The 21,372-nt window shown below is 73.0% G+C and carries 21 protein-coding genes and 1 riboswitch; of the genes, 16 read left to right on the top strand and 5 right to left on the bottom strand.

Going from position 1 to position 21,372, the window contains the following annotated elements:
- Positions 1 to 79: 79 nt before the first annotated feature.
- Both RIU97_RS15860 and RIU97_RS15855 read left to right on the top strand, forming a co-directional pair.
- Entirely contained in the window at positions 80 to 940 is an 861-nt protein-coding gene (locus tag RIU97_RS15860) for a bifunctional methylenetetrahydrofolate dehydrogenase/methenyltetrahydrofolate cyclohydrolase (RefSeq protein WP_404957311.1), read from the top strand.
- Positions 930 to 1,469 (top strand): DUF3017 domain-containing protein, encoded by a 540-nt coding sequence (locus tag RIU97_RS15855; protein WP_404957309.1) that lies wholly within the window; start codon positions 930 to 932, stop codon positions 1,467 to 1,469. The genes RIU97_RS15860 and RIU97_RS15855 overlap by 11 nt, the downstream gene beginning before the upstream one ends.
- On the opposite strand, the gene RIU97_RS15850 is transcribed toward RIU97_RS15855, so the two are convergent.
- Positions 1,456 to 2,373, bottom strand: a complete 918-nt coding sequence (locus RIU97_RS15850; RefSeq protein ID WP_404957307.1) for a LysR family transcriptional regulator — start codon at positions 2,371 to 2,373, stop codon at positions 1,456 to 1,458. The genes RIU97_RS15855 and RIU97_RS15850 overlap by 14 nt on opposite strands.
- Positions 2,374 to 2,443: 70 nt before the next feature.
- Between RIU97_RS15850 and RIU97_RS15845 the strand changes: the two genes are divergently transcribed.
- The 5 genes from RIU97_RS15845 to RIU97_RS15825 all read left to right on the top strand — a co-directional run bounded on the left by RIU97_RS15845 (position 2,444) and on the right by RIU97_RS15825 (position 7,496).
- Positions 2,444 to 3,070: a short chain dehydrogenase gene (locus RIU97_RS15845; protein ID WP_404957305.1), complete on the top strand. Its 627-nt coding sequence runs from the start codon at positions 2,444 to 2,446 to the stop codon at positions 3,068 to 3,070.
- 227 nt (positions 3,071 to 3,297) lie between these two features.
- A complete protein-coding gene (locus RIU97_RS15840) occupies positions 3,298 to 4,287 on the top strand; it encodes a malate dehydrogenase (protein ID WP_401607229.1) in 990 nt (329 codons plus the stop codon).
- Between the two features lie 133 nt (positions 4,288 to 4,420).
- Complete coding sequence (locus RIU97_RS15835) at positions 4,421 to 6,130, top strand: hypothetical protein (RefSeq protein ID WP_404957302.1); 1,710 nt, start codon at positions 4,421 to 4,423, stop codon at positions 6,128 to 6,130.
- Positions 6,117 to 6,512 carry a hypothetical protein gene (locus RIU97_RS15830; protein WP_404957300.1) on the top strand — a complete coding sequence of 132 codons (396 nt, stop codon included), beginning with the start codon at positions 6,117 to 6,119 and terminating at the stop codon, positions 6,510 to 6,512. The genes RIU97_RS15835 and RIU97_RS15830 overlap by 14 nt, the downstream gene beginning before the upstream one ends.
- 3 nt (positions 6,513 to 6,515) lie before the next feature.
- On the top strand, positions 6,516 to 7,496 hold the full coding sequence (locus tag RIU97_RS15825) for a serine/arginine repetitive matrix protein 2 (protein WP_404957298.1): 981 nt from the start codon (positions 6,516 to 6,518) through the stop codon (positions 7,494 to 7,496).
- A 101-nt stretch (positions 7,497 to 7,597) separates the two neighbouring features.
- Here RIU97_RS15825 and RIU97_RS15820 read toward each other — a convergent pair whose 3' ends face one another.
- Entirely contained in the window at positions 7,598 to 8,122 is a 525-nt protein-coding gene (locus RIU97_RS15820; RefSeq protein ID WP_404957297.1) for a carboxymuconolactone decarboxylase family protein, read from the bottom strand.
- Positions 8,123 to 8,169: 47 nt separating this feature from the next.
- Between RIU97_RS15820 and RIU97_RS15815 the strand changes: the two genes are divergently transcribed.
- Positions 8,170 to 9,564, top strand: a complete 1,395-nt coding sequence (locus RIU97_RS15815) for a PLP-dependent aminotransferase family protein (RefSeq protein ID WP_404957296.1) — start codon at positions 8,170 to 8,172, stop codon at positions 9,562 to 9,564.
- A gap of 245 nt (positions 9,565 to 9,809) precedes the next feature.
- Here the strand turns inward: RIU97_RS15815 and RIU97_RS15810 are convergent, their stop codons facing one another.
- Positions 9,810 to 10,655 carry a hypothetical protein gene (locus RIU97_RS15810; protein ID WP_404957294.1) on the bottom strand — a complete coding sequence of 282 codons (846 nt, stop codon included), beginning with the start codon at positions 10,653 to 10,655 and terminating at the stop codon, positions 9,810 to 9,812.
- A gap of 104 nt (positions 10,656 to 10,759) precedes the next feature.
- Here RIU97_RS15810 and RIU97_RS15805 point away from each other — a divergent pair, with 104 nt between their 5' ends.
- Both RIU97_RS15805 and RIU97_RS15800 read left to right on the top strand, forming a co-directional pair.
- The gene (locus tag RIU97_RS15805) at positions 10,760 to 11,062 is read left to right on the top strand and encodes a hypothetical protein (protein WP_404957292.1); all 303 of its coding nucleotides are present in this window, start codon (positions 10,760 to 10,762) and stop codon (positions 11,060 to 11,062) included.
- 14 nt (positions 11,063 to 11,076) lie between these two features.
- Positions 11,077 to 12,279 carry a glutathionylspermidine synthase family protein gene (locus tag RIU97_RS15800; protein ID WP_404957290.1) on the top strand — a complete coding sequence of 401 codons (1,203 nt, stop codon included), beginning with the start codon at positions 11,077 to 11,079 and terminating at the stop codon, positions 12,277 to 12,279.
- A 4-nt stretch (positions 12,280 to 12,283) separates the two neighbouring features.
- Here RIU97_RS15800 and rocD read toward each other — a convergent pair whose 3' ends face one another.
- On the bottom strand, positions 12,284 to 13,486 hold the full coding sequence (gene rocD / locus RIU97_RS15795; RefSeq protein WP_404957288.1) for an ornithine--oxo-acid transaminase: 1,203 nt from the start codon (positions 13,484 to 13,486) through the stop codon (positions 12,284 to 12,286).
- Positions 13,487 to 13,679: 193 nt separating this feature from the next.
- A riboswitch (ZMP/ZTP riboswitch) is annotated at positions 13,680 to 13,770 on the top strand.
- Between the two features lie 34 nt (positions 13,771 to 13,804).
- Here rocD and glyA point away from each other — a divergent pair.
- The 4 genes from glyA to RIU97_RS15775 all read left to right on the top strand — a co-directional run bounded on the left by glyA (position 13,805) and on the right by RIU97_RS15775 (position 18,239).
- Positions 13,805 to 15,073, top strand: a complete 1,269-nt coding sequence (gene glyA, locus RIU97_RS15790; RefSeq protein ID WP_404957286.1) for a serine hydroxymethyltransferase — start codon at positions 13,805 to 13,807, stop codon at positions 15,071 to 15,073.
- 371 nt (positions 15,074 to 15,444) lie between these two features.
- Positions 15,445 to 16,458 (top strand): tryptophan--tRNA ligase, encoded by a 1,014-nt coding sequence (gene trpS / locus RIU97_RS15785; protein WP_404957284.1) that lies wholly within the window; start codon positions 15,445 to 15,447, stop codon positions 16,456 to 16,458.
- Positions 16,459 to 16,555: 97 nt separating this feature from the next.
- Positions 16,556 to 17,161, top strand: a complete 606-nt coding sequence (locus tag RIU97_RS15780) for a 2'-5' RNA ligase family protein (RefSeq protein WP_404957282.1) — start codon at positions 16,556 to 16,558, stop codon at positions 17,159 to 17,161.
- 178 nt (positions 17,162 to 17,339) lie between these two features.
- Positions 17,340 to 18,239 (top strand): YihY/virulence factor BrkB family protein, encoded by a 900-nt coding sequence (locus RIU97_RS15775; protein WP_404957280.1) that lies wholly within the window; start codon positions 17,340 to 17,342, stop codon positions 18,237 to 18,239.
- 88 nt (positions 18,240 to 18,327) lie between these two features.
- Here RIU97_RS15775 and RIU97_RS15770 read toward each other — a convergent pair whose 3' ends face one another.
- Positions 18,328 to 19,548: a D-alanyl-D-alanine carboxypeptidase family protein gene (locus tag RIU97_RS15770; protein WP_404962851.1), complete on the bottom strand. Its 1,221-nt coding sequence runs from the start codon at positions 19,546 to 19,548 to the stop codon at positions 18,328 to 18,330.
- A gap of 142 nt (positions 19,549 to 19,690) precedes the next feature.
- On the opposite strand from RIU97_RS15770, the gene RIU97_RS15765 reads away from it, so the two are divergent.
- Both RIU97_RS15765 and RIU97_RS15760 read left to right on the top strand, forming a co-directional pair.
- Positions 19,691 to 19,981: an SCO4848 family membrane protein gene (locus RIU97_RS15765; protein WP_404957278.1), complete on the top strand. Its 291-nt coding sequence runs from the start codon at positions 19,691 to 19,693 to the stop codon at positions 19,979 to 19,981.
- Positions 19,978 to 21,282, top strand: a complete 1,305-nt coding sequence (locus tag RIU97_RS15760) for a metallophosphoesterase (protein WP_404957276.1) — start codon at positions 19,978 to 19,980, stop codon at positions 21,280 to 21,282. Before RIU97_RS15765 ends, RIU97_RS15760 begins: the two co-directional genes overlap by 4 nt.
- Positions 21,283 to 21,372: the final 90 nt, after the last annotated feature.

The raw sequence follows: 21,372 nt of genomic DNA, 5'->3' as shown, positions 1-21,372 counted from the left end.
TGTGCAAGTGCAATGAACGCTGCACACCCGTGAGCGCCTTGACTGGAACAGGGGCCACCTCATCCGGGAGGATGGGGGCATGACCGCCCAGATTCTCGATGGCAAGGCCACCGCCGCCGCGATCAAGTCCGAACTGACCGCCCGCGTGGCGGCCCTGAAGGCCCGGGGCATCACCCCCGGCCTCGGCACCCTCCTGGTCGGTGACGATCCGGGCAGCCGCTGGTACGTCAACGGCAAGCACAAGGACTGCGCCGAGGTCGGCATCGCCTCCATCCAGCGCGAACTGCCCTCGACGGCCTCCCAGGAGGACATCGAGGCGGTCGTGCGGGAGCTCAACGCCAACCCGGAGTGCACGGGCTACATCGTCCAACTCCCGCTCCCCAAGGGCATCGACACCAACCGGGTCCTGGAGCTGATGGATCCGCTGAAGGACGCCGACGGCCTGCACCCCATGTCGCTCGGCCGGCTGGTGCTGAACGAGCCGGGCCCGCTGCCCTGCACCCCGTACGGGATCGTCGAACTGCTGCGCCACCACGGCGTCGGCATCAACGGCGCGCACGTCGTCGTCCTCGGCCGCGGGATCACCGTGGGGCGCTCCATCGGCCTGCTGCTCACCCGCAAGTCCGAGAACGCCACCGTGACGCTCTGCCACACCGGTACGCGCAACCTCTCCGGGCTGCTGCGCCAGGCGGACATCATCGTCGCCGCGGCCGGTGTCCCGCACCTGGTCAAGCCGGAGGACGTGAAGCCGGGCGCGGCCGTGCTCGACGTGGGCGTCAGCCGCGACCAGGACGGGAAGATCGTCGGCGACGTGCACCCCGGCGTGGCCGAGGTGGCCGAGTGGATCTCCCCGAACCCGGGCGGAGTCGGCCCGATGACCCGGGCCCAGCTCCTCGTCAACGTGGTCGAGGCGGCGGAACGGACCACCAGTGCAGGCTGAACGGGACGGCGAGCACGCCGGGCGCGCGGCCGGCGGCGGTGGCGCGGCCGCGGCGAACGGCACGCCCGTCACCGCCGGTGCGCCCGGCACGCCCGTCACCCCGGGCGCGGCCGGCGCGGTCGCCTCGCCCGCGGACGAGGCGCGCCGGTCCCGGCGCTTCCCGTCCGTCACCCGGGACACCGCCCGCCCCGAGGGCAGCGGCCGCGCCGTCCCGGGGGCCGTGTCCACCCCCGCCCGTCAGTGGCCGATGCTCAGCGTGCTCACCGCGACCGCGGCCGGGCTGCTGGCCACCGCGCTGGGGCACCCGAAGATCGGCTGCCTGGCGATCGGCGTGGCCCTGATCGCCGCCTCGGTGCTGCGCCGCGTGCTGCCCTCGGTGGGGATGCTCGCGGTGCGCTCCCGCTTCACGGACATGATCACGTACGGGCTGCTGGGCGTGGCGATCACGCTGCTCGCGCTGGTGATCGAGCCCAAGCCGCTGCTGGAGATCCCGTTCCTGGAGAGCGCGGTCCGCTTCACCGTGCGGTGAGTGCGCCGGGTCCTGCGAGCGCGGCGAGTCCGGTGAGTGCGGCCAGGGCGGCCGCGATGGCCGGCTGGGTCTCCGTGCCCGCCCGGACCTGCACGTCCAGGGTCCGCCCCGGCCCCGGCAGCTCCCGTACGGCGGCGCCGGGCGGCGGGGCGTCGCACAGCAGCCTCGGCAGGATCGACACCGCCCGCCCGGTGGCCACGAGCCACAGCCCGGCGCGCAGGTCCCCGCACTCGTGCGCGATGCGCGGGGTGAACCCGGCGTTCCTGCAGGCGTGGAGCAGCATCTCGCGGCAGCTGCTCGGGGCCGGGGCCGAGACCCAGTCGGCCTCCCGCAGCGCGGCGAGCCCGTCCCGCTCGTAGGCGGGGACCAGGGCCCGCGGCAGCGCCAGGCACAGCGGGTCCTCGAACAGCGGCACCGCGGTGGTCCCGGGCGCGGGCGGGGCGCCGAGCAGCGGATACGCGTAGGTGACCGCCAGGTCCAGACGGCGCGCGCGGAGCTGCGGCACGGCCTCCTCCGGGTCCGCCTGCACGATGCGCGGCCGCAGCCGGGGGTGGCGTACGGCTAGCTCGGCCACGAGCGGCGCGGCCACCGTGGCCAGCGCGCTCGGGGCGCAGCCGACGGCCAGTTCGCCGCAGGGCTCCGTGGCGAGGGCCCGTACCGCCCCTTCGGCCCGTTCCAGGGCGGCCAGCACCGGCTCGCAGGCGGCCGCCAGCGCCGCGCCGGCCGGGGTGAGCCGCAGACCGCGTCCGTCCCGCTCGACGAGGACGGCCCCGGCCTCGGCCTCCAGGGCGCGCAGCTGCTGGGAGACGGCGGAGGGGGTGACCGCGTGCAGGTCGGCGACGGCGGTCACCTTCCCGTGGGCCGCAAGGTCTCGGAGGATGATCATCCGCTTCACGTCAAGCATGAGCTCATCTTAATGATTGCTGTAGGAGAGGTAGCTGGACTTCATCATCAGGTGGGGTGATGCTCGTGCCATGAACGCGAAGCAGAAGGTCCTCCTGGTCGGAGCGAACGGCACCCTCGGCAGGGCGGTCCACGCGGCCCTGCGCGAGCGCGGCCACCAGGTCGTCACCGCCTCCCGCAAGGGCGCCGACGTTCCGGTGGACATCACCGACCCGGAGTCCGTCCGGACCATGTACGCGCAGGCGGCCGAACGGGTGGGCGAGATCGACGCGGTGGCGAGCGCGGCCGGCAGCGTGCCGTGGCGCCGCCTGGGCGAACTGGGCACGGACGACATCCGCAGCGGCCTCGAAGGGAAGGTCGTCAGCCAGATCGAGCTGGTCCGCCAGGGCCTCGCACACCTGCCCGCGCACGCCTCGTACACACTGATCACCGGCATCCTGGCCCGCGAACCCCTGCTCACCGGCGCGGTGGCCGCCCTCGCCAACGGCGCCGTCGAGGCCTTCGTGCGCGCCGCGGCCATCGAACTGCCCGGCCGCCAGCGCATCAACGCCGTCAGCCCCACCGTCTTCGAGGAGTCCCTCGACGTGTACGGGGACACCTTCGCGGGGTTCGACCCGGTGCCGGTCGCCCGCGCGGCGAACGCGTACGTCAAGTCGATCGAGGGCCACCAGACGGGCCGGATCTTCCTGGTGGAGTAGTCGGAACGGGGGCCGAACGGGGGCCGAACGGGGGCCCTGGAACCGGCTCCGCCTTCGAAACCGCGGGGTCCGTGTGCCACGCACCACAGGGACCCGGGGGTTAGCCCGCTTCCGGGTCGGATAGCCTGACCGCGGATGTCTCTTCACGTCAAGATTTACAGGGGAGCGGCGTCCTCCAGCACATGGGGCAGGGACGCCCCACCGCCAGCTGTCTAACGGAGAAGGCCATGACCCGCACTCCTGTGAATGTCACCGTCACCGGCGCCGCCGGCCAGATCGGCTACGCGCTGCTCTTCCGCATCGCCTCCGGTCACCTGCTCGGCGCGGACGTGCCGGTCAAGCTCCGTCTTCTGGAGATCCCCCAGGGCATGAAGGCCGCCGAGGGCACCGCCATGGAGCTCGACGACTGCGCCTTCCCGCTGCTCAAGGGCATCGACATCTTCGACGACCCCAACCAGGGCTTCGACGGCGCCAACGTCGCGCTGCTCGTGGGCGCCCGCCCGCGCACCAAGGGCATGGAGCGCGGTGACCTGCTCTCCGCCAACGGCGGCATCTTCAAGCCGCAGGGCGCCGCGATCAACGCGAACGCCGCGGACGACATCAAGGTCCTGGTCGTGGGCAACCCGGCCAACACCAACGCGCTCATCGCGCAGGCCGCCGCCCCGGACGTGCCGGCCGAGCGCTTCACCGCGATGACCCGCCTGGACCACAACCGCGCGATCTCGCAGCTCGCGCAGAAGACCGGCGCCGCCGTCTCCGACATCAAGCGCCTCACCATCTGGGGCAACCACTCGGCGACCCAGTACCCGGACATCTTCCACGCGGAGATCGCCGGCAAGAACGCCGCCGAGGTCGTCAACGACGAGCTGTGGCTCGGCGAGACCTTCATCCCGACCGTCGCCAAGCGCGGCGCCGCGATCATCGAGGCCCGTGGCGCGTCCTCGGCCGCCTCGGCCGCCAACGCCGCCATCGACCACGTGCACACGTGGGTCAACGGCACCGCCGAGGGCGACTGGACCTCGATGGGCATCCCGTCGGACGGCTCCTACGGCGTCCCGGCCGGTCTGATCTCCTCCTTCCCCGTCACCTGCAAGGACGGCAAGTACGAGATCGTCCAGGGCCTGGACATCAACGAGTTCTCCCGCACCCGCATCGACGCCTCCGTCCAGGAGCTGTCGGAGGAGCGCGACGCGGTCCGCGAGCTCGGCCTGATCTGATCCGTCCTTCCCGCCGAGGAGTGCGATCACCTCGGCGGGGAGTACGGACCCGAGCGCCCCGGCCCCACCCGGCCGGGGCGCTTTGGCGTGTTTACGCCTATCGCATGATGTAGGGGAAACCTAAGGTCGGTCGGTGACCGAGAGCCCGATTCCCCGTCAGTCCGCAGGCGATCCGCAGGACGACCTGCGCAACGGCCGTCCCCCCGTCGAACCGGCGTTCAGCGAGGCCGGCCGCTTCCTGTGCGCGGGCACCTACATCGACGCCGGGTACCGCGATCGGGTGATCGAGGAGCTGTACGTCCACGAGGAGCGGATCGTCGCGCCCTCGTACGGGTTCGACGCCTCGCGCGTCCTCGCCCACGCCCTCCGCGCCCGCCGCGCCGAACTCGGCTGGGCGCTCGGCGTACTCGGCGCCTGGTTCGTGGGTTCCGTGCTCACCGGGGGCGCCCTCGCGCTGCTGCTCGTCCCGTTCCTGCTGCTGAGCCTCGCCGGCTGGCTCAGGGCCCGGTCCGGCCTGCTGGCCCGCCTCCTGTCCATCGTGGTGCGGATCTACGCCTGGTGGAACCTGCTCGCCCTCCTGTTCCTGGTCCTCTGGATCTGGCTGGCCCTGCTCGGCGCCTTCGACGACACGGGCGGCACGATCGGCCTCGGCGCCCTGATCTTCTCGCAGGGCATCGGAGGCGTGGCGACCGGATTCGTCATCGGCTGGGTGCCGGCGGTCTTCGCCGCGGTCGTCACCGTCGTGGGACTCCAGCGCGGCTACGTCGCCCGGACCATCGCCAACGACCTCAACCGGGACCGGTACGCCCACCGGCCGGCCGATCCCGCCGAGGCCGACGTCGGCGTACGGTTCGCCCGCGTGCGGCAGCGCATCATCGACGAACAGCACTCGCCGCTGATCATGTACGACATCAACGACCCGTTCGCCGGGGCCGGTCAGGCGTACCGCCCCTGGCAGGACTCCTTCGAACTGCGCCCCCGCGAGGACCTGCCCGCCGGCACCACACCGGAGCCGCTCACCAACGCCCGCATCCTGGAGGGGGTCGTGCCCCTGGTGGAGCGGCTGCGGGTGCCCTCGCCGCACGGGTCCCCGCAGGCCCAGGCCGCCGTACTGGACCGGATGCGCGAGCTGGTCGTCGACCAGTGCGTGTTCCTGCCGGGCGGCGGCCTGGGGCACCGCGACGAAGGACCGCACGTGCGGGCGGACTTCGAAACGCACCGGGCCGAGGCCATCGAGGAGGGCGGCGAACGCCGCCGGCACTTCCTGCGCATCCGCGTGGGCGGCTGGGACGAGAACATGGTCGTCACCCTGTTCGTACGGGTCCACACCCAGGGCGGGATGATGATGGTGGAGCTGGCGCCGCACGTGCTGCTGCCCGTCCACGTCGCCTTCCACAACGCGGACGCGGACGCCCGCCGTTACCTGAACAACAACCGGTTCGGGAAGGTGGTCTGGGCCCTGCGGCACACCCCCGGCTCCTTCACGGCCTCCCTCGTCACCCTGGGCCGCGGCGTCGCGAGCTGGGTGAGGATCGCGGCCGGCGGTCACGGAGGCGCCCGGCCGGAGGGGCCGCGCGTGTCGGTGCGCGAACTCGCGGCGCAGGACAACGGATCGCTGTTCCATCTCATGGACCTCGACCGGTACTTGAAGACCATTCAGGACCGGGTCATCGCCGGTATTACCTTGGTCCTGCACGAAGGCGGCTGGCACACCGAGGCGTTCGCGCGGCGCGCGGGCATCCACATCGAGAACTACCTGGGTGCGGCGCACGACAGCGCGATCAGCTTCGGCGGCAGCGGCAATCACAACAGCACACACAGGGGGAGCCATGGCGGCAGATAGCGGAAGCGGAAGCGGGAGCGGGCCGGAGCCCGGGGTGTGGATCGGCGGCGTCCACGGCAGCGCGGTCAGTTTCAGCGGCTCCAACAACACCAACACCGTCCACCACGGCGGTACGGGAGCGAGCGCACCCGACGCGGCACAGCTGCTGGAGGCCGTGCTCACCCTGCGCGAGGCGCTCGTACGGGAAGCCCCCCGGGGCGACGACAGAACCGCGCTCGACGCCGAACTGGACGGGATCGCCGAGCAGCTGGAGGGCACCGAGACGATCCGGCCCGGCCTGCCCGCCCGGCTGCGCGCGGCGCTGGAGCGGTGGGCTCCGCTGGTCGAGTCGGTGAGCGCGGCCGCTGCCCTGGGCAGCCTGCTCGGCGCGCTGGGAGGCTGAGCCGTGGCTCCGGCACAGCCGCCGTCCGGCCCGCGCCGCTGGGACGCGCAGGCGCAGCGCTGGGTGGTGGACCAGGCCCCGCCGGCGGGGCCGCCACCGGGCATGCCTCCGGTTCCGCCGCCGCGGCCGCAGGGCGCGCCGCCGGCGTACGACCCGCTCGGGCCGGGGGCTCCGCCCCCGCCCCCGTACGGGGCGCCGACCGCACCGCAGCCGCCGTTCGGCGCCGAGCCCGCGTACCTGCCGCCCGTACCGCCGCCGCCCGGTTACCCGGCGCCCTCCGGCGGGCCGGGCGGCCGGTGGCGGACCCCGGTGACGGCGGGCATCGCGGTGGCCTCCGTCGTGATCGGCGCCGGGGCGGTGTGGTTCCTGGCCCGGGACACGGACGACCGCGCGGGGGAGAAGAACGAGACGGTGGCCTCGGGTACGCCGTCGTGGTCCGGCGGGGGGCCGTCCGGGACGGCATCGCCCACCGCCTCCGGCTCCCCGACGGCCGGCCCCGGCCCGAGCCTGGTCCCGGGCCCGAGCGCGTCCGGCACCGGGCCGGGGGCGGGGGGCCACGAGACCAGGCAGGACCCGTCGGGCTTCACCATCGCCGTCCCGGCCGGCTGGGTGCGGGAGGAGCTCAAGGAGGGGGTCTTCTACCGCTCGGCCGACCGGACCGCGCTGATCCAGATCTTCCGGGTGTCGGAGCCGGAGCTCAGCCCGCTCGACGCGGTCAAACAGGCCTCCACCTACCTGCGGGGCGGCACCCGCGGGTACGAGGAGATCAGCGTGGGCCCGGTCCAGGGCGGTTCCGGGGCGGCGGAGCTCGTCTACCAGTACGACAGCGAGGAGTCGCGCGGGGTGCGGCGCGGTGTCGAACGGGTCTTCTTCGCGGGGGACGGCGGCAAGTGGGCGGTGCTGACCGCCGGCCCGGCCGCCGAATGGCAGGTCACGCAGGACCACCACGCGGCGGCGCTGGCCGCGTTCCGGCTGGGCGGCTGACCGGGAGGCTGACCGGGCGTCGGGTGACCCGGCCCGGCGCCGGCCTGGCCGGTCGGCCGCCGCGGTGTGCCTGCTGCCCGGCCCGCTCCTTCAGGGGCGGGTCAGGACTGGTACATGCCCGGCTTGTAGTGGCCCGGCACCATGCGGGTGGTGACGCCGATGCGGTTCCAGACGTTGATCGTCGCGATGACGGCGATCAGCTGGGCCAGCTCGCGCTCCTCGAAGTGCTTCGAGGCCCTCTCGTACACCTCGTCCGGCACGAAACCGTCCGTCAGGACCGTGACGGCCTCGGTGAACTCGATCGCCGCGAGCTCCTTCTCGGTGTAGAAGTGCCGCGACTCCTCCCAGGCGGCCAGCTGCACGATCCGGTCGACGCTCTCACCGTGCGCGATCGCGTCCTTGGTGTGCATGTCGAGGCAGAAGGCGCAGTGGTTGACCTGCGAGGCGCGGATCTTGACGAGCTCGACCAGGGCCGGGTCCAGGCCCTTGCGGGAGGCGATCTCCAGGGCCAGGACGGCCTTGTAGACCTCGGGGGCGAGCTTCGCCATCTGCATGCGCGGGGTGTGCTCGGGCGCGTGCTCGTGCGCCGGGGAAGGGGTCTGCCGGTTCTGCGTGCTGTTCGTCATGTGATCCACCGTAGGAGGAAGGCGGCCCAGGGATATGGTCCATATCCATGACGGAATCATGGGCCACTTTCGGCGCCGACCTGCATCTGGACCTCTCTGCAGGGCGCGGTCTGCGGGCCGGTCTCACCGAGGCGCTGCGCGAGGCCGCGCGCAGCGGGCGGCTGGCGGCCGGGACCCGGCTGCCGTCCTCCCGCACCCTCGCCGCCGACCTGGGCATCGCACGCAACACGGTGGCGGAGGCGTACGCCGAACTGGTGGCCGAGGGGTGGCTGACCGCCCGCCAGGGGTCCGGCACCCGGGTCGCGGAACGGGCCCGTCCGCGCCGGGCCGCGGCGGCCGCGCCCGTACGGCGCCCCGCGCGCAAGGGGCCCTCGTACAGCCTGCTGCCCGGCTTCCCGGACCTGGGCGCCTTCCCGCGCGCGGCCTGGCTGTCGGCGGCCCGGCGGGCGCTGACCGACGCGCCGAACGAGGCCTTCGGGTACGGACTCGACGGGCGCGGCCGCATCGAGCTGCGGCAGGCGCTGGCCGGCTACCTGGCACGCGCCCGCGGGGTGTACGCGGACCCGGAGCGGATCGTGCTGTGCGCGGGCTTCCTGCACGGGCTGACGCTGCTGGCGGGGGTGTTGCGGGCGCGGCGGGTGCGGGAGGTGGCCGTCGAGGGGTACGGCCTGGACTTCCACCGGAACCTGCTGGTGCGGGCGGGGCTGCGGACGCGGCCGCTGGGGGTGGACGGGGACGGGGCCCGCACGGGGGAGCTGACCGCAGCGGCGGGCGCGGTGCTGCTGACCCCGGCGCACCAGTTCCCGACGGGCGCGGCCCTGACCCCGGCCCGCCGGGCGGCGGCGGTCGACTGGGCCCGGACCACGGGCGGTCTGATCCTGGAGGACGACTACGACGGGGAGTTCCGCTACGACCGCCAGCCGGTCGGCGCCCTCCAGGGGCTGGACCCGGACCGGGTGGTCTACCTCGGGACGGCCAGCAAGTCACTGGCGCCGGGGCTGCGGATGGGCTGGATGGTGGTCCCGCCGGGGCTGCTGGACGAGGTGCTGGCGGCCAAGGGCCCCACGGACTGGGCCTCCAGCACGCTGGAGCAGCTCACGCTGGCGGAGTTCATCACCTCGGGGGCGTACGACCGCCACGTGCGCGGGATGCGGCTGCGGTACCGGCGGCGGCGGGACGAACTGGTGGCGGCGGTGGCGGGCCGGGTGGGCGTGTCGGGGATCGCGGCGGGGCTGCACGCCGTGCTGGACCTCCCGGCGGGGACGGAGAGGTCGGTCCTGCAGTCGGCCGCCTGGCAGGACCTGGCCCTGCACGGCCTGTCCGCGTTCCGGCACCCGGAGGCGGGGCTCGCGCCGCGGGACGCGCTGGTCGTCGGCTACGGGACCCCGTCGGACAGCGCCTGGTCCCCCACCCTGGCCGCCCTCGTCGCCGCCCTCCCGTGACCGGCCGCCTGCTGGGGAGCCCCGGCGCGGCGGGGCGCGGGTGGCGGACGGGCCGGCATCACCGCCTGGGGTTCGGGCGGAGCCCCGGCGCGGCGGGGCGCGGGTGGCGGACGGGCCTGCATCACCCGCCTGGGGTGCGGGGCGGAGCCCCGGGGCGGCGGGGCGCGGGTGGCGGACGGGCCTGCATCACCCGCCTGGGGTGCGGGGCGGAGCCCCGGGGCGGCGGGCGGGGAGGATCGGCTTGGTCACCCGGCCGGGGACGGCGTCGGCGGTGGGGCTGGTTCGCCGAAGCGGGCCAGGGCCAGGGAGCCGGCCACCGCTACGACGAAGCCGGTCACGGCGAGCCAGGTCAGGCCCTCGCGGGTGCGGTCGCCGAGCCAGACCACGCCCACCACCGCCGGCCCGATCGTCTCGCCGAGCACCAGCCCCGCCGTCGCCGCGGTCACCGAGCCGCGCGCCAGCGCCGAGGTGAGCAGCAGGAAGGCCGCCCCGCCGCCCAGCAGGAGTGCGTACAGCGCGGGGTTGCGCAGGTCCCAGGGGGAGTCGATGAGCCGCACCGCGACCTCGACCACCCCGAAGCCCGTCCCCGCGGCCAGACCCAGGACCAGCGCCCGGGGGCCGTCCGGGAGCCGCCCCGCCACCGCGCCGACCACCAGCACCAGCCCCGCCACCGCCAGCAGCCCCAGCTCCAGCGCGAGCGACCCGGTGCCCGAGCCCTCCTCCCCGGCGGCGAGCCCGAGCATCAGCAGCCCCGCGCACACCACCCACACCGCGCCCCACTCCGTCCGGGACAGCCGCACCCGCAGCAGCCGCGCCGCGACCACCGCCGTCACCGCCAGGCTGGCGGCCAGCGCGGCCCCCACCGCGTAGATCGGGACATGGCGGAGCGCGATGATCTGGAGGACGAAGCCGACCGCGTCGAGGCCGAGGCCCAGCAGGTAGCGCCACTGCCGTACGGCGCGCAGGAACAGCGCCGTGTCCACCCCGGACCCCGATCCCGGCTCCGCCGCCCGCGCCGCGACCGCCTGGAGAACGGACGCCGTGCCGAAGCAGACCGCCGCACCGAGGGCGCAAATCATCCCAATGAGCACGAACTGACTCTAGGTCACGGATCTCACGGCGGCCGGATTCCATCGGCCGGGGCCACCGCTCTACTCTGTCGGCAGTACGCCAGGCCCCAGGGGGAGCAGCAGACATGGACAGCAGCAGCACCAACCAGCGCCGTATGCGCTCCGGCGCGGTCGCCCTCGGCGGCATGGGCCTGCTCGCGGCCACCCTCGTGGCCTGCGGCAGCAGCGACGAGCCCGACAAGCGCTGCGCGTCCCGCTCCACGCTGGAGCACCTGAACAACAAGGAGTGCAAGAGCGGCGGCCGCGGCGCGTACTACTACGGCGGCATCATCAGCGCCGGCAAGGTCTCCGGCGGCAGCTTCGACAAGTCCGCCGTCACCCGCGGCGGCATCGGCGGCCACAGCAGCTCCGGCTCCAGCGGCGGCTGAGGAAACCGGAACCCATGCAGCGGCACACCATCGAGCCCCGCCCCGGCTGGCAGAAGACCGTCGAGGAGCAGGGGCTCATCTATCCCCTCACCCGCTATCCCGACGACACCCTGCGCCCCTACTGGGACGAGAGCGCGTACTACTCCTTCTCCCTCCCCGAGGTCGAGGCCCTGGAGAACGTCGTCGAGGAACTGCACGCCATGTGCCTGGCGGCGGCCGCGCACATCGTCGAGCACGACCGTTTCGCCGACCTCGGCATCACCGATCCCGCGCTCGCCGCGCTGATCGCCGAGTCCTGGCGCCGGCGCGCCGAACAGCCCTCCCTCTACGGCCGTTTCGACCTGCGCTACGACGGCACCGGCAGCCCGGCCAAGATGCTGGAGTACAACGCCGACACGCCCACCTCCCTCGTGGAGGCGGCCAGCCCGCAGTGGTTCTGGATGGAAGAACGGTTCCCCGGCGCCGACCAGTGGAACTCCCTCCACGAGCGCCTCGTCGACGCCTGGCGCCGCCAGGCCGAGCTGCTGCCGTCCGGCCCGCTGCACTTCGCGCACTCCGAGACCGACGAGCTCGGCGAGGACCTGATGACGGTCGCCTACCTGCAGGAGACCGCCGAGCAGGCCGGCCTGGACACCCACGCCCTCTCCGTCGAGCAGATCGGCTGGGACGGCCTGTCCGGCCGGTTCGTGGACGAGAAGCTCCGCTTCATCCGCAGCTGCTTCAAGCTCTACCCGTGGGAGTGGCTGGCCACGGACGAGTTCGGCCCGCAGGTCCTCGGCACGTACGACCACGGCGGCGGCACCGGCACCACCTGCTGGATCGAGCCCCTGTGGAAGATGCTGCTCTCCAACAAGGCGCTGCTGGCGATCCTGTGGGAGCTCTTCCCGGAGCACCCGAACCTGCTGCCCGCCTACCTCGACGGCCCGCGCGAACTGGCCGCGGCCGGGTCCGCCGGCTACGTGGCCAAGCCGCTCCTCGGCCGCGAGGGCGCGGGGGTCACCCTGCACGAACCGGGCGAGGGCGGCGAGCCGTTCGTACCGGAGGAGGGCGAGCGGTACTGCTTCCAGGGCCTGGCCCCGCTGCCCGACTTCGACGGCAACCGGGTGGTGCTCGGCGCGTGGGTCGTCGAGGACGAGGCGGCGGGGCTCGGCATCCGCGAATCGGCGGGGCCGGTCACGGACGAGTACGCCCGCTTCCTGCCCCACGTGATCCTCTAGGCGCTCAGGCCAGCACCGCCCGGAGCTGGTCCAGCCCCCAGTCCAGGTCCTCCTTGCTGATCACCAGCGGCGGGGCGAGCCGGATCGTCGATCCGTGGGTGTCCTTCACGAGCACCCGCCGGTCCATCAGCCTCTCGGACACCTCCCGGCCCGTCCCGTGGCCCGGGGCGATGTCCACGCCCGCCCACAGTCCGCGGCCCCGTACGGCGGTTACGGCGCCCCCGCCGACCAGCAGGCCCAGCTCGTGGTGCAGGTGGTCGCCCAGCTCGGTGGCGCGCTGCTGGAACTCGCCGCTGCGGAGCATCGCGACGACCTCCAGGGCCACGGCGCACGCGAGGGGGTTCCCGCCGAAGGTGGACCCGTGCTGCCCCGGCCGGAACACCCCGAGCACGTCCCGGTCGGCGACGACGGCCGACACCGGCACCACGCCGCCGCCGAGCGCCTTGCCGAGGATGTAGACGTCGGGGACGACCCCCTCGTGCTCACAGGCGAAGGTCTTCCCGGTCCGCCCCAGCCCCGACTGGATCTCGTCCGCCATGAAGAGGACGTTCCGCTCGCGGGTCAGCTCCCGTACGCCGCTCAGGTACCCGGCGGGCGGCACCAGCACCCCCGCCTCGCCCTGGATCGGCTCCAGCAGCACGGCCACGGTGTTCTCGGTGACCGCGTGGGACAGCGCGGTGAGGTCCCCGTACGGGACGATCTCGAAGCCCGGCGTGTACGGACCGAAGTGGTCGCGGGCGTCGTGGTCCGTCGAGAAGGAGACGACGGTCGTGGTCCGGCCGTGAAAGTTGTCGGCGGCGACCACGATCTTGGCGTGGCCGTCCGGAACGCCCTTGACCTCGTAGCCCCACTTGCGGGCGGTCTTCACCGCCGTTTCCACGGCCTCCGCTCCCGTGTTCATCGGCAGCACCATCTCCTTGCCGCACAGCGCCGCGAGCTCGGTACAGAAGTCGGCGAACCGGTCGTGGTGGAAGGCGCGCGAGGTGAGCGTGACCCGCTCCAGCTGGGAGCGGGCGGCGTCGATCAGACGCCGGTTGCCGTGCCCGAAGTTGAGGGCGGAGTACCCGGCGAGCATGTCGAGGTATCTGCGGCCCTCCACGTCCGTCATCCACGCGCCTTCCGCGGACGCGACGACGACGGGCAGCGGATGGTAGGTGTGCGCGCTGTGCGCGTCGGCGGAGCGGATGGCATCAGCAGTTGTCGACACGGGGTCTCCGATCGTCCGTCTTGCCCGGTGCAGCGGTGACGAGGGTGGCGTCACCCTTCTTATCGTCGCTTTCTTATCGTCGCTCTGGTCCCGGAAGCAGAAACCTTCCGCGCGGCGCGCCCGCCGGGTGAGCAGAGTCCGCAGTGTCGCCTCCCCACAGGCGACAGTGCGGACTCGCTCATCTAGGGTGGGCGGTACGCACGGCGACTGGCGCACGGAGAACGAACTCCGGGGGAGTCGTGCGCGTTCGACCGCATTCAGGGCCGCTCGCCTGGGCCTCGCGGGGTACCGATCACATCGACCCCGGAGGAGCCCGCCATGTCCGCGAGCCGCCATCCCGCCCTTTGCGCGACCGATCCCGAACTGGCGTCGTTCGTCGCGGCGGAAGAAGTGCTCCAGGCGCAGACGCTGCGCCTGATCCCCAGCGAGAACTACGTGTCCGCGGCCGTCCTCGAGGCCTCCGGCACCGTGCTGCAGAACAAGTACAGCGAGGGCTACCCCGGCCGCCGCTACTACGAGGGCCAGCAGAACATCGACCGCGTCGAGGCCCTGGCGGTCGAGCGGGCGAAGGGCCTGTTCGGCGTGGACCACGCGAACGTGCAGCCGTACTCCGGCTCGCCGGCCAACCTGGCCGTGTACCTGGCCTTCGCGAAGCCCGGCGACACCGTGATGGGCATGGCCCTGCCGATGGGCGGGCACCTGACGCACGGCTGGGGCGTCTCGGCGACGGGCTCGTGGTTCCGGGGCGTGCAGTACGGCGTCCAGGCCGGCACCGGGCTCATCGACTACGACGCCGTGCGCGACCTGGCCCTCGCCGAGCGGCCCAAGCTGATCTTCTGCGGGGGCACCGCCCTGCCGCGCACGATCGACTTCGCGGCCTTCGCGTCCATCGCCGAGGAGGCGGGCTCGATCCTGGTCGCGGACGTGGCCCACATCGCGGGCCTGATCGCGGGTGGCGCGCACCCGTCCCCGGCGGGTCACGTGGACGTCATCTCCACCACGACGCACAAGACCCTGCGCGGTCCGCGGGGCGCGATGCTGATGTGCCGCGAGGAGCACGCGAAGGCCATCGACAAGGCGGTCTTCCCGGGCCTCCAGGGCGGCCCGCACAACCAGACGACGGCCGGCATCGCGGTGGCCCTGCACGAGGCGGCCCAGCCGTCCTTCACCGCCTACGCGCACGCGGTCGTCGCCAACGCGAAGGCGCTGGCGGCGGCGCTGCTGGAGCGGGGCTTCGACCTGGTGTCGGGCGGTACGGACAACCACCTGATCCTGATCGACCTGACGGGCAAGGACGTGCCGGGCAAGGTCGCGGCCAAGGCCCTGGACCGGGCGGGGATCGTGGTGAACTACAACACGGTTCCGTTCGACCCGCGCAAGCCGTTCGATCCCTCGGGGGTGCGGATCGGTACGCCGTCGCTGACGTCGCGGGGTCTGGGCGTCGCCCACATGCCGCAGGTCGCCGACTGGATCTCGCGCGCCGTCGACGCCGCGGCCAAGGGTGACGAGCCGGCCCTGGCCGCGGTCCGCGCCGAGGTCGCCGACCTCATGGCCGCCTTCCCGGCCCCGGGACTCCCGCTGTCCTGACCTGCGCCGCCGCTGCTGGGGCTCCGCCCCAGACCCCGCGCCCCAAACGCCGGCGGGGCTGGATTTCCAGCCCGCCCGGCGTTTGAGGGCGTCCCGGGCCGGAGGCCCCGGGTGCGGGCCTGAGCGGCCGCCGCACGACCAAGCCCCGCCGGCGATCGAGGCGCGGGTGTGGGCGGCGCCCGCGGAGCCCCGCGCAGCGGTGTCGGGCCTGCCCTGTCCCGGAACGGAAACCGGTCGCTCGGCCGGGGCTGGATCCGGACGCGCCGCTACCGCCCGGTACCCCGGCACCGTACGGACCGGGTCGGCGCGACCCGGAAGGATCCGGCCAGCGGCGGGCCCGAGCTCGCCCCCGCACCTGAGAGAATGAAGCCATGGCTTCTGATCGTCCTCGCGCGCTCTCCGGCATCCAGCCCACCTCCGGTTCGTTCCACCTCGGGAACTACCTCGGAGCCATTCGCCAGTACGTCGCCCTGCAGGAGACGCACGACGCGTTCTACATGGTCGTCGACCTGCACGCGATCACCATGCCGCAGGATCCGAAGGACCTCCGCGCGAACACCCGTCTCTCCGCCGCGCAGCTGCTCGCCGCCGGCCTGGACCCCGAGCGCTGCACGCTCTTCATCCAGAGCCACGTGCCCGAGCACGCGCAGCTCGGCTGGGTCATGAACTGCATCACCGGTTTCGGCGAGGCCAGCCGGATGACCCAGTTCAAGGACAAGTCCGCGAAGGGCGGCGTCAACAGCGCCAGCGTCGGCCTGTTCACGTACCCGATCCTCCAGGTCGCCGACATCCTGCTCTACCAGGCGAACGCCGTCCCCGTCGGCGAGGACCAGCGCCAGCACATCGAGCTGACCCGCGACCTCGCCGAGCGTTTCAACCAGCGCTACGGCCAGACCTTCACCCTGCCCGCCGCGCACATCGTCAAGGAGGTCGCGAAGATCTACGACCTCCAGGACCCGGCGATCAAGATGTCGAAGTCCGCGTCCTCCCCCAAGGGCCTGATCAACCTCCTCGACGAGCCCAAGGTCACCGAGAAGAAGATCAAGAGCGCGGTCACCGACACCGAGGCCGAGATCCGCTTCGATACCGAGAAGAAGCCCGGCGTCAGCAACCTGCTCACGATCTACTCCACCCTCACGGGCGAGACGATCGCCGAGCTGGAGGCGAAGTACGAGGGCAAGGGCTACGGCGCGCTGAAGACCGACCTGGCCGGTGTGATGGTCGATTTCGTCACACCGTTCAAGCAGCGCACCCAGGAGTACCTGGACGACCCGGAGACGCTGGACTCCATCCTGGCCAAGGGCGCGGAGAAGGCCCGTGCGGTCGCCGCCGAGACCCTCGCGCAGGCGTACGACCGCCTCGGTCTGGTGCCCGCCAAGCACTGACGAACGCAACTACGGACAGAGGGCCCTGGCAAGAACGGGGGTGCTGCCGCCACACTGGGGCGGCAGCAGTCCACAGCGACAAGCGGAGGAGAGATACGTGGGGACCGTAACGCTCGGCGTTTCGATCGCGGTCCCGGAGCCGTACGGCAGCCAGCTCCAGCAGCGGCGCGCCGGCTTCGGGGACGCCGCCGCGCACGGCATCCCCACGCACGTCACCCTCGTACCGCCGACCGAGGTGGAGGCGGACCGGCTCCCGGCGATCCGGGCCCACCTCGCCGGGGTCGCGGCAGCCTCCCGCGCCTTCCGGATGCGGCTGGGCGGGACGGGAACCTTCCGCCCCCTCTCGCCGGTCGTCTTCGTCCAGGTCGTCGAGGGCGCCGAGGGCTGCACCCGCCTCCAAGGCGAGGTCCGCGACCCCCACGGGCCGCTCAGCCGCGAGCTGGCCTTCCCGTACCACCCCCACGTCACCGTCGCCCACGGGATCTCCGAGGAGGCGATGGACCTGGCGTTCTCGGCCCTCTCCGAGTACGCCGCCGAGTGGCTCTGCGAGGGCTTCGCGCTCTACGAGCAGGGCTCGGACGGGGTCTGGCGCAAGCTGCGCGAGTACCCCTTCGGGACCGGGGCGAGCGGCGTGCCGACGCAGCCGGGCTGCCCCGCGGGCGAGGCGGCGGGCGCCACCGGGGCGACCGCACTGCCGTCCTGACGGAGCGGACGCAGGGTCAGCCGGGCGGTGCGCCGGGCGCGGAATCTCAGCCTTCGCAGGACCAGCGTGTGGAACGGGCGACCCGCAGGGCGCGCTTCGGAAAAAGTCACAGTCGACGACCGTAGTACCCGAAACCGACAATCCCGGCTATTTCCGAGCGCTCATTTACGGTGACCCCATGGACTGGCTGACGAAACTCCCGGTGATCGGGCCGCTGGCGGCCCGTCTCATGCGGACGCACGCGTGGCGTTCGTACGAACGCCTCGACCGCGTGCACTGGACCCGGCTCGCCGCCGCGATCACCTTCATCAGCTTCCTGGCGCTCTTCCCGCTGATCACCGTGGCCGCCGCGGTGGGCGCGGCGCTGCTCAGCGAGAAGCAGCTGGACCAGCTGGAGAAGAACCTCTCCGAGCAGGTCCCGGGCATCTCCGACCAGCTCGACATCGAGGGGCTCGTCGCGAACGCGGGCACCGTCGGGCTCGTCGCCGGCGCCCTCCTGCTCTTCACCGGCATCGGGTGGGTGGGCTCGATGCGGGACTGCCTGCGCGCCGTGTGGGACAAGGACGACGAGGACGACGGGAACCCCATCGTCCGCAAAGGCAAGGACGGGCTCGTCCTGCTCGGCCTCGGCGGGGTGGGCCTGGCCTCGGCCGCCGCCTCGATCTTCGGGGCTTCGGCGGTCGGGAAGTCCGCCGAGTGGCTGGGCATCCCGCGCGAGGGCGCGGGCGGCGCGCTCCTGCGCGCGGCCGCCTTCGTCGTCGGCGTCGTGGCCGCCTTCCTGGTGCTGCTCTACCTGCTGACCCTGCTCCCCGGGGTGGAACCGCCGCGCCGGCGCCTGATCGAGGCGGCGCTCATCGGCGCGGCGGGCTTCGAGCTGCTGAAGCTGCTGCTCAGCGGCTACATGCGGGAGGTCGCCGCGAAGAGCATGTACGGGGCCTTCGGCGTGCCGATCGCCCTGCTGCTGTGGATCAACTTCTCGGCGAAGCTGCTGCTGTTCGTCGCGTCCTGGACGGCCTCGCGCGATGAGGAAGAAGACCCGAAACCCCAGGTGAGGGGCGAGGCAGACTCGATCGGGTGAATCATGGGCTCGGCCCCGGCAGGCCTGGGCAGCGGCGCCAGTTCTGAGCGAAGGGTCCGGTCCGGGCCCGTCCGGGTCCGGACCGGACCTACACCAGGTCCTCGCCCCGGCTGCGGCGGCCGCGGGGCCAGCGGCGGTTGACCACGAAGGCGCCGCCCGCCAGTACGGCCAGCACGCCGCCCGCGACGCCCAGCGCGGTGCCCACGCCGCCCGAGCCCTGCCCGGCCGCCGACGGGTTGTTCTCGTGCGACTGGGCCGGGGAGCCGTGCGAGGAGGTGTCGGCGCTCTTCGGCGGCACCAGTTCACCCACCGGCTTGACCTTGCCGGCCGCCGCGAAGCCCCAGTCGAACAGCGCCGCTGTCTCCTCGTAGACGGAGTTCACGCCGCCCGCGTCCGGGTTCATCACCGTGACCAGCAGCTTCTTGGAGCCCTGCTGGGCGGCACCGGTGAAGGTGGAGCCGGCCATGGTGGTGTTGCCGTTCTTCACCCCGGCGATGCCCTTGTAGGGGGAGAGCCCGCCCGCACCCGTCATCAGCCGGTTGGTGTTCTGGATCTCGAAGTACTCGCGCGGCTTGCCGGCCTCCTGCCGGCCGGGGAACTTCGCGTTCGCCGTGCCGCAGTACTCCCGGAAGTCCTGCTTCTGCAGCCCGGAGCGGGCGATCAGCGTGAGGTCGTACGCGCTCGACACCTGTTCCGGGGCGTCGTACCCGTCGGGGGACACGACGTGCGTGTCGAGGGCCTGCAGCTCCTCGGCGTGCGCCTGCATGTCCTTGACGGTCTTGTCGATGCCGCCGTTCATGGCCGAAAGTACGTGCACGGCGTCGTTCCCCGAGCGCAGGAACACCCCGAGCCACAGGTCGTGGACGGAGTACTCGAGGTCCTCCTTGACCCCGACCAGGCTGCTGCCCGGGCCCACGCCGTCCATGTCCTGCTCGGTGACCTTGTGGACCTGCTCCTTGGGCAGGCCCGGCAGCACGGTGTCCGCGAAGAGCATCTTCATGGTGGAGGCCGGGGGAAGCCGCCAGTGCGCGTTGTGCGCCGCCAGGACCTCGCCCGACTCGGCGTCCGCCACGATCCAGGACCGCCCGGTGAGGTTCGTGGGCAGGGCGGGCGCGCCGGGCAGCAGGTTCACCTGGGTGCCCGGCTGGCCGAGCAGGGATCCGCCGACCGTCGACATCGACACGGGCGGAGCGGGCGCCTGCGGCGCCTTGACGGGCCCGCCCTTTCCGTCGGCCGGCGGGGTCGGTGCGGCGTGGGCGGGGGCCACCAGCAGGGCGGGCGCCAGCAACGCGGCGGAAAGGACCGTCAGCGCGGTCGTCTTGGCAGACACGCAGGTGAAAGTACCTCCCGATGAGCTGTCCGGCGCCGCGGACCGGCCAATTCGGTGCAACCACCCCCGGGACAGCCCACCCCGGCGCGTCCGTCCTGGGGACGAATCCGATACTGAAGGCATGAAACTCAGCCGTGCCGCCTCCTGGTTCCTGCTCGCCTTCGGAGTGTGGAGCTGGTTCATCTGGGTGTCTTTCGTCCGGAACCTGTGGAAGAACGGCAGTGGCCAGGCCTTTGATGCGGCGGGCGATCCCACTTCCTACTTCTGGGTGCACCTGACGCTCGCGGTGACGTCCTTTCTCCTGGGGACGGCGGTCGGTGTGATCGGGTTGCGCGGGGTCCGAGCCCTGCTGCGTGAATCACGTACGGCCACGGACACGGGCACGGGCGGCGACAGAGGGGCCTCGGCATGACGATCCTCGTCTTCGCGCTCGTCGCGCTCGCGGTCTGCGCCCTGCTGGTGCTGGTGCACCGCTGGCTCTGGATCCGCCTGGTCCGCGACACCACGGAGCCCGGCGCCCTCACCCGCCGCGTCGGCACGGCCTTGACCATCGCCCTGCCCCTCCTCTCTGTGGCCGCCCTGACCACGGGTCGCGCCGGAGCCCCCTTCTGGCTGCAGCAGACGGTGGCCTGGCCGGGATACCTCTGGCTCGCGGTGCTCCTGTACCTGACCCTGACGATGCTGGTCGCGGAGCCGATCCGCGCGCTGTTGCTCCGCCGTCTGGCCCACCGGGTCCCCTCCGGGGCGGTCGCCGGACCTCCCGCGCCGCAGACCGTTCCCCGGGCCGCCGGCCCGGGGCCCGCCCCCGAGCCGGCCCCCGAGCCCGCCCCGGCGTCCGTCGCGGCCGCCACCGCGGAGCCCGCCGAGCCCGCCGCCATGGGCCTGGAGCTGACCCGCCGCCGGTTCGTCGCGCGGGCGGTCGGCGGGGCGGCCGCCGCCGTGGCCGTCGGCACCGTCGCGACCGGGACGTACGGGGTCCTGCGCGGACCGAGCGTGCGGCGGGTGCAGGTACCGCTGGCCAAACTGCCGCGCGCGGCGCACGGTTTCCGCATCGCCGTCGTCAGCGACGTCCACCTCGGCCCGGTGCTCGGCCGCGCCCACACCCAGCGCATCGTCGACACCGTCAACCGCACCCAGCCCGACCTCATCGCCATCGTCGGCGACCTCGTCGACGGAAGCGTCCCGGACCTCGGGCCCGCCGCGGAGCCGCTGCGCCGGCTCTCCGCCCGCCACGGCTCGTACTTCGTGACCGGGAACCACGAGTACTTCTCCGGTGCACGGCAGTGGATCGACCACGTCCGCGAGCTCGGGCTGACCCCGCTGGAGAACGCCCGCCGCGCGCTGCCCCACTTCGACCTCGCCGGCGTCAACGACATCCAGGGGGAACTGGAGGGAAGCGGACCCGACTTCCAGGCGGCCCTCGGTGACCGCGACCGGACGCGGGCCGCCGTGCTCCTCGCCCACCAGCCCGTCGTCATCCACGACGCCGTCCGCCACGGCGTCGACCTCCAGCTCTCCGGCCACACCCACGGCGGCCAGCTCTGGCCCGGCAACTACCTCGCCGAGCTCGCCAACCCCACCGTCGCCGGGCTGGAGCGCTACGGAGACACCCAGCTCTACGTGTCCCGCGGGGCCGGCGCCTGGGGACCCCCGGTCCGGGTGGGCGCACCGTCCGACATCACGGTCGTAGAACTCGCCTCATATCAGGCCTGACCGCCGAACCGGCCATGCCCCGCGGCAAATCGGCGCTCCCGAAGCTGAATTCCGGCAGAAGAAGGCGGGCAGAGAGTCGTCCGGTCAAGA

Source organism: Streptomyces sp. 147326 (genome assembly GCF_045000215.1).
Lineage (GTDB): Bacteria > Actinomycetota > Actinomycetes > Streptomycetales > Streptomycetaceae > Streptomyces.
Note: the sequence above shows the minus strand (reverse complement) of the source record. Positions and strands in the feature narration are given on the sequence as shown.

Excerpts from the sequence above, each read along its gene's own strand:
- RIU97_RS15850 (WP_404957307.1), bottom strand. The coding sequence starts at position 2,373 with ATGCTTGACGTGAAGCGGATGATCATCCTCCGAGACCTTGCGGCCCAC.
- glyA (WP_404957286.1), top strand. The coding sequence starts at position 13,805 with ATGTCCGCGAGCCGCCATCCCGCCCTTTGCGCGACCGATCCCGAACTG.
- RIU97_RS15860 (WP_404957311.1), top strand. The coding sequence starts at position 80 with ATGACCGCCCAGATTCTCGATGGCAAGGCCACCGCCGCCGCGATCAAG.
- RIU97_RS15765 (WP_404957278.1), top strand. The coding sequence starts at position 19,691 with ATGAAACTCAGCCGTGCCGCCTCCTGGTTCCTGCTCGCCTTCGGAGTG.
- RIU97_RS15840 (WP_401607229.1), top strand. The coding sequence starts at position 3,298 with ATGACCCGCACTCCTGTGAATGTCACCGTCACCGGCGCCGCCGGCCAG.
- RIU97_RS15775 (WP_404957280.1), top strand. The coding sequence starts at position 17,340 with ATGGACTGGCTGACGAAACTCCCGGTGATCGGGCCGCTGGCGGCCCGT.
- RIU97_RS15800 (WP_404957290.1), top strand. The coding sequence starts at position 11,077 with ATGCAGCGGCACACCATCGAGCCCCGCCCCGGCTGGCAGAAGACCGTC.
- RIU97_RS15760 (WP_404957276.1), top strand. The coding sequence starts at position 19,978 with ATGACGATCCTCGTCTTCGCGCTCGTCGCGCTCGCGGTCTGCGCCCTG.
- RIU97_RS15845 (WP_404957305.1), top strand. The coding sequence starts at position 2,444 with ATGAACGCGAAGCAGAAGGTCCTCCTGGTCGGAGCGAACGGCACCCTC.
- RIU97_RS15815 (WP_404957296.1), top strand. The coding sequence starts at position 8,170 with ATGACGGAATCATGGGCCACTTTCGGCGCCGACCTGCATCTGGACCTC.
- trpS (WP_404957284.1), top strand. The coding sequence starts at position 15,445 with ATGGCTTCTGATCGTCCTCGCGCGCTCTCCGGCATCCAGCCCACCTCC.
- RIU97_RS15830 (WP_404957300.1), top strand. The coding sequence starts at position 6,117 with ATGGCGGCAGATAGCGGAAGCGGAAGCGGGAGCGGGCCGGAGCCCGGG.
- RIU97_RS15820 (WP_404957297.1), bottom strand. The coding sequence starts at position 8,122 with ATGACGAACAGCACGCAGAACCGGCAGACCCCTTCCCCGGCGCACGAG.
- RIU97_RS15805 (WP_404957292.1), top strand. The coding sequence starts at position 10,760 with ATGGACAGCAGCAGCACCAACCAGCGCCGTATGCGCTCCGGCGCGGTC.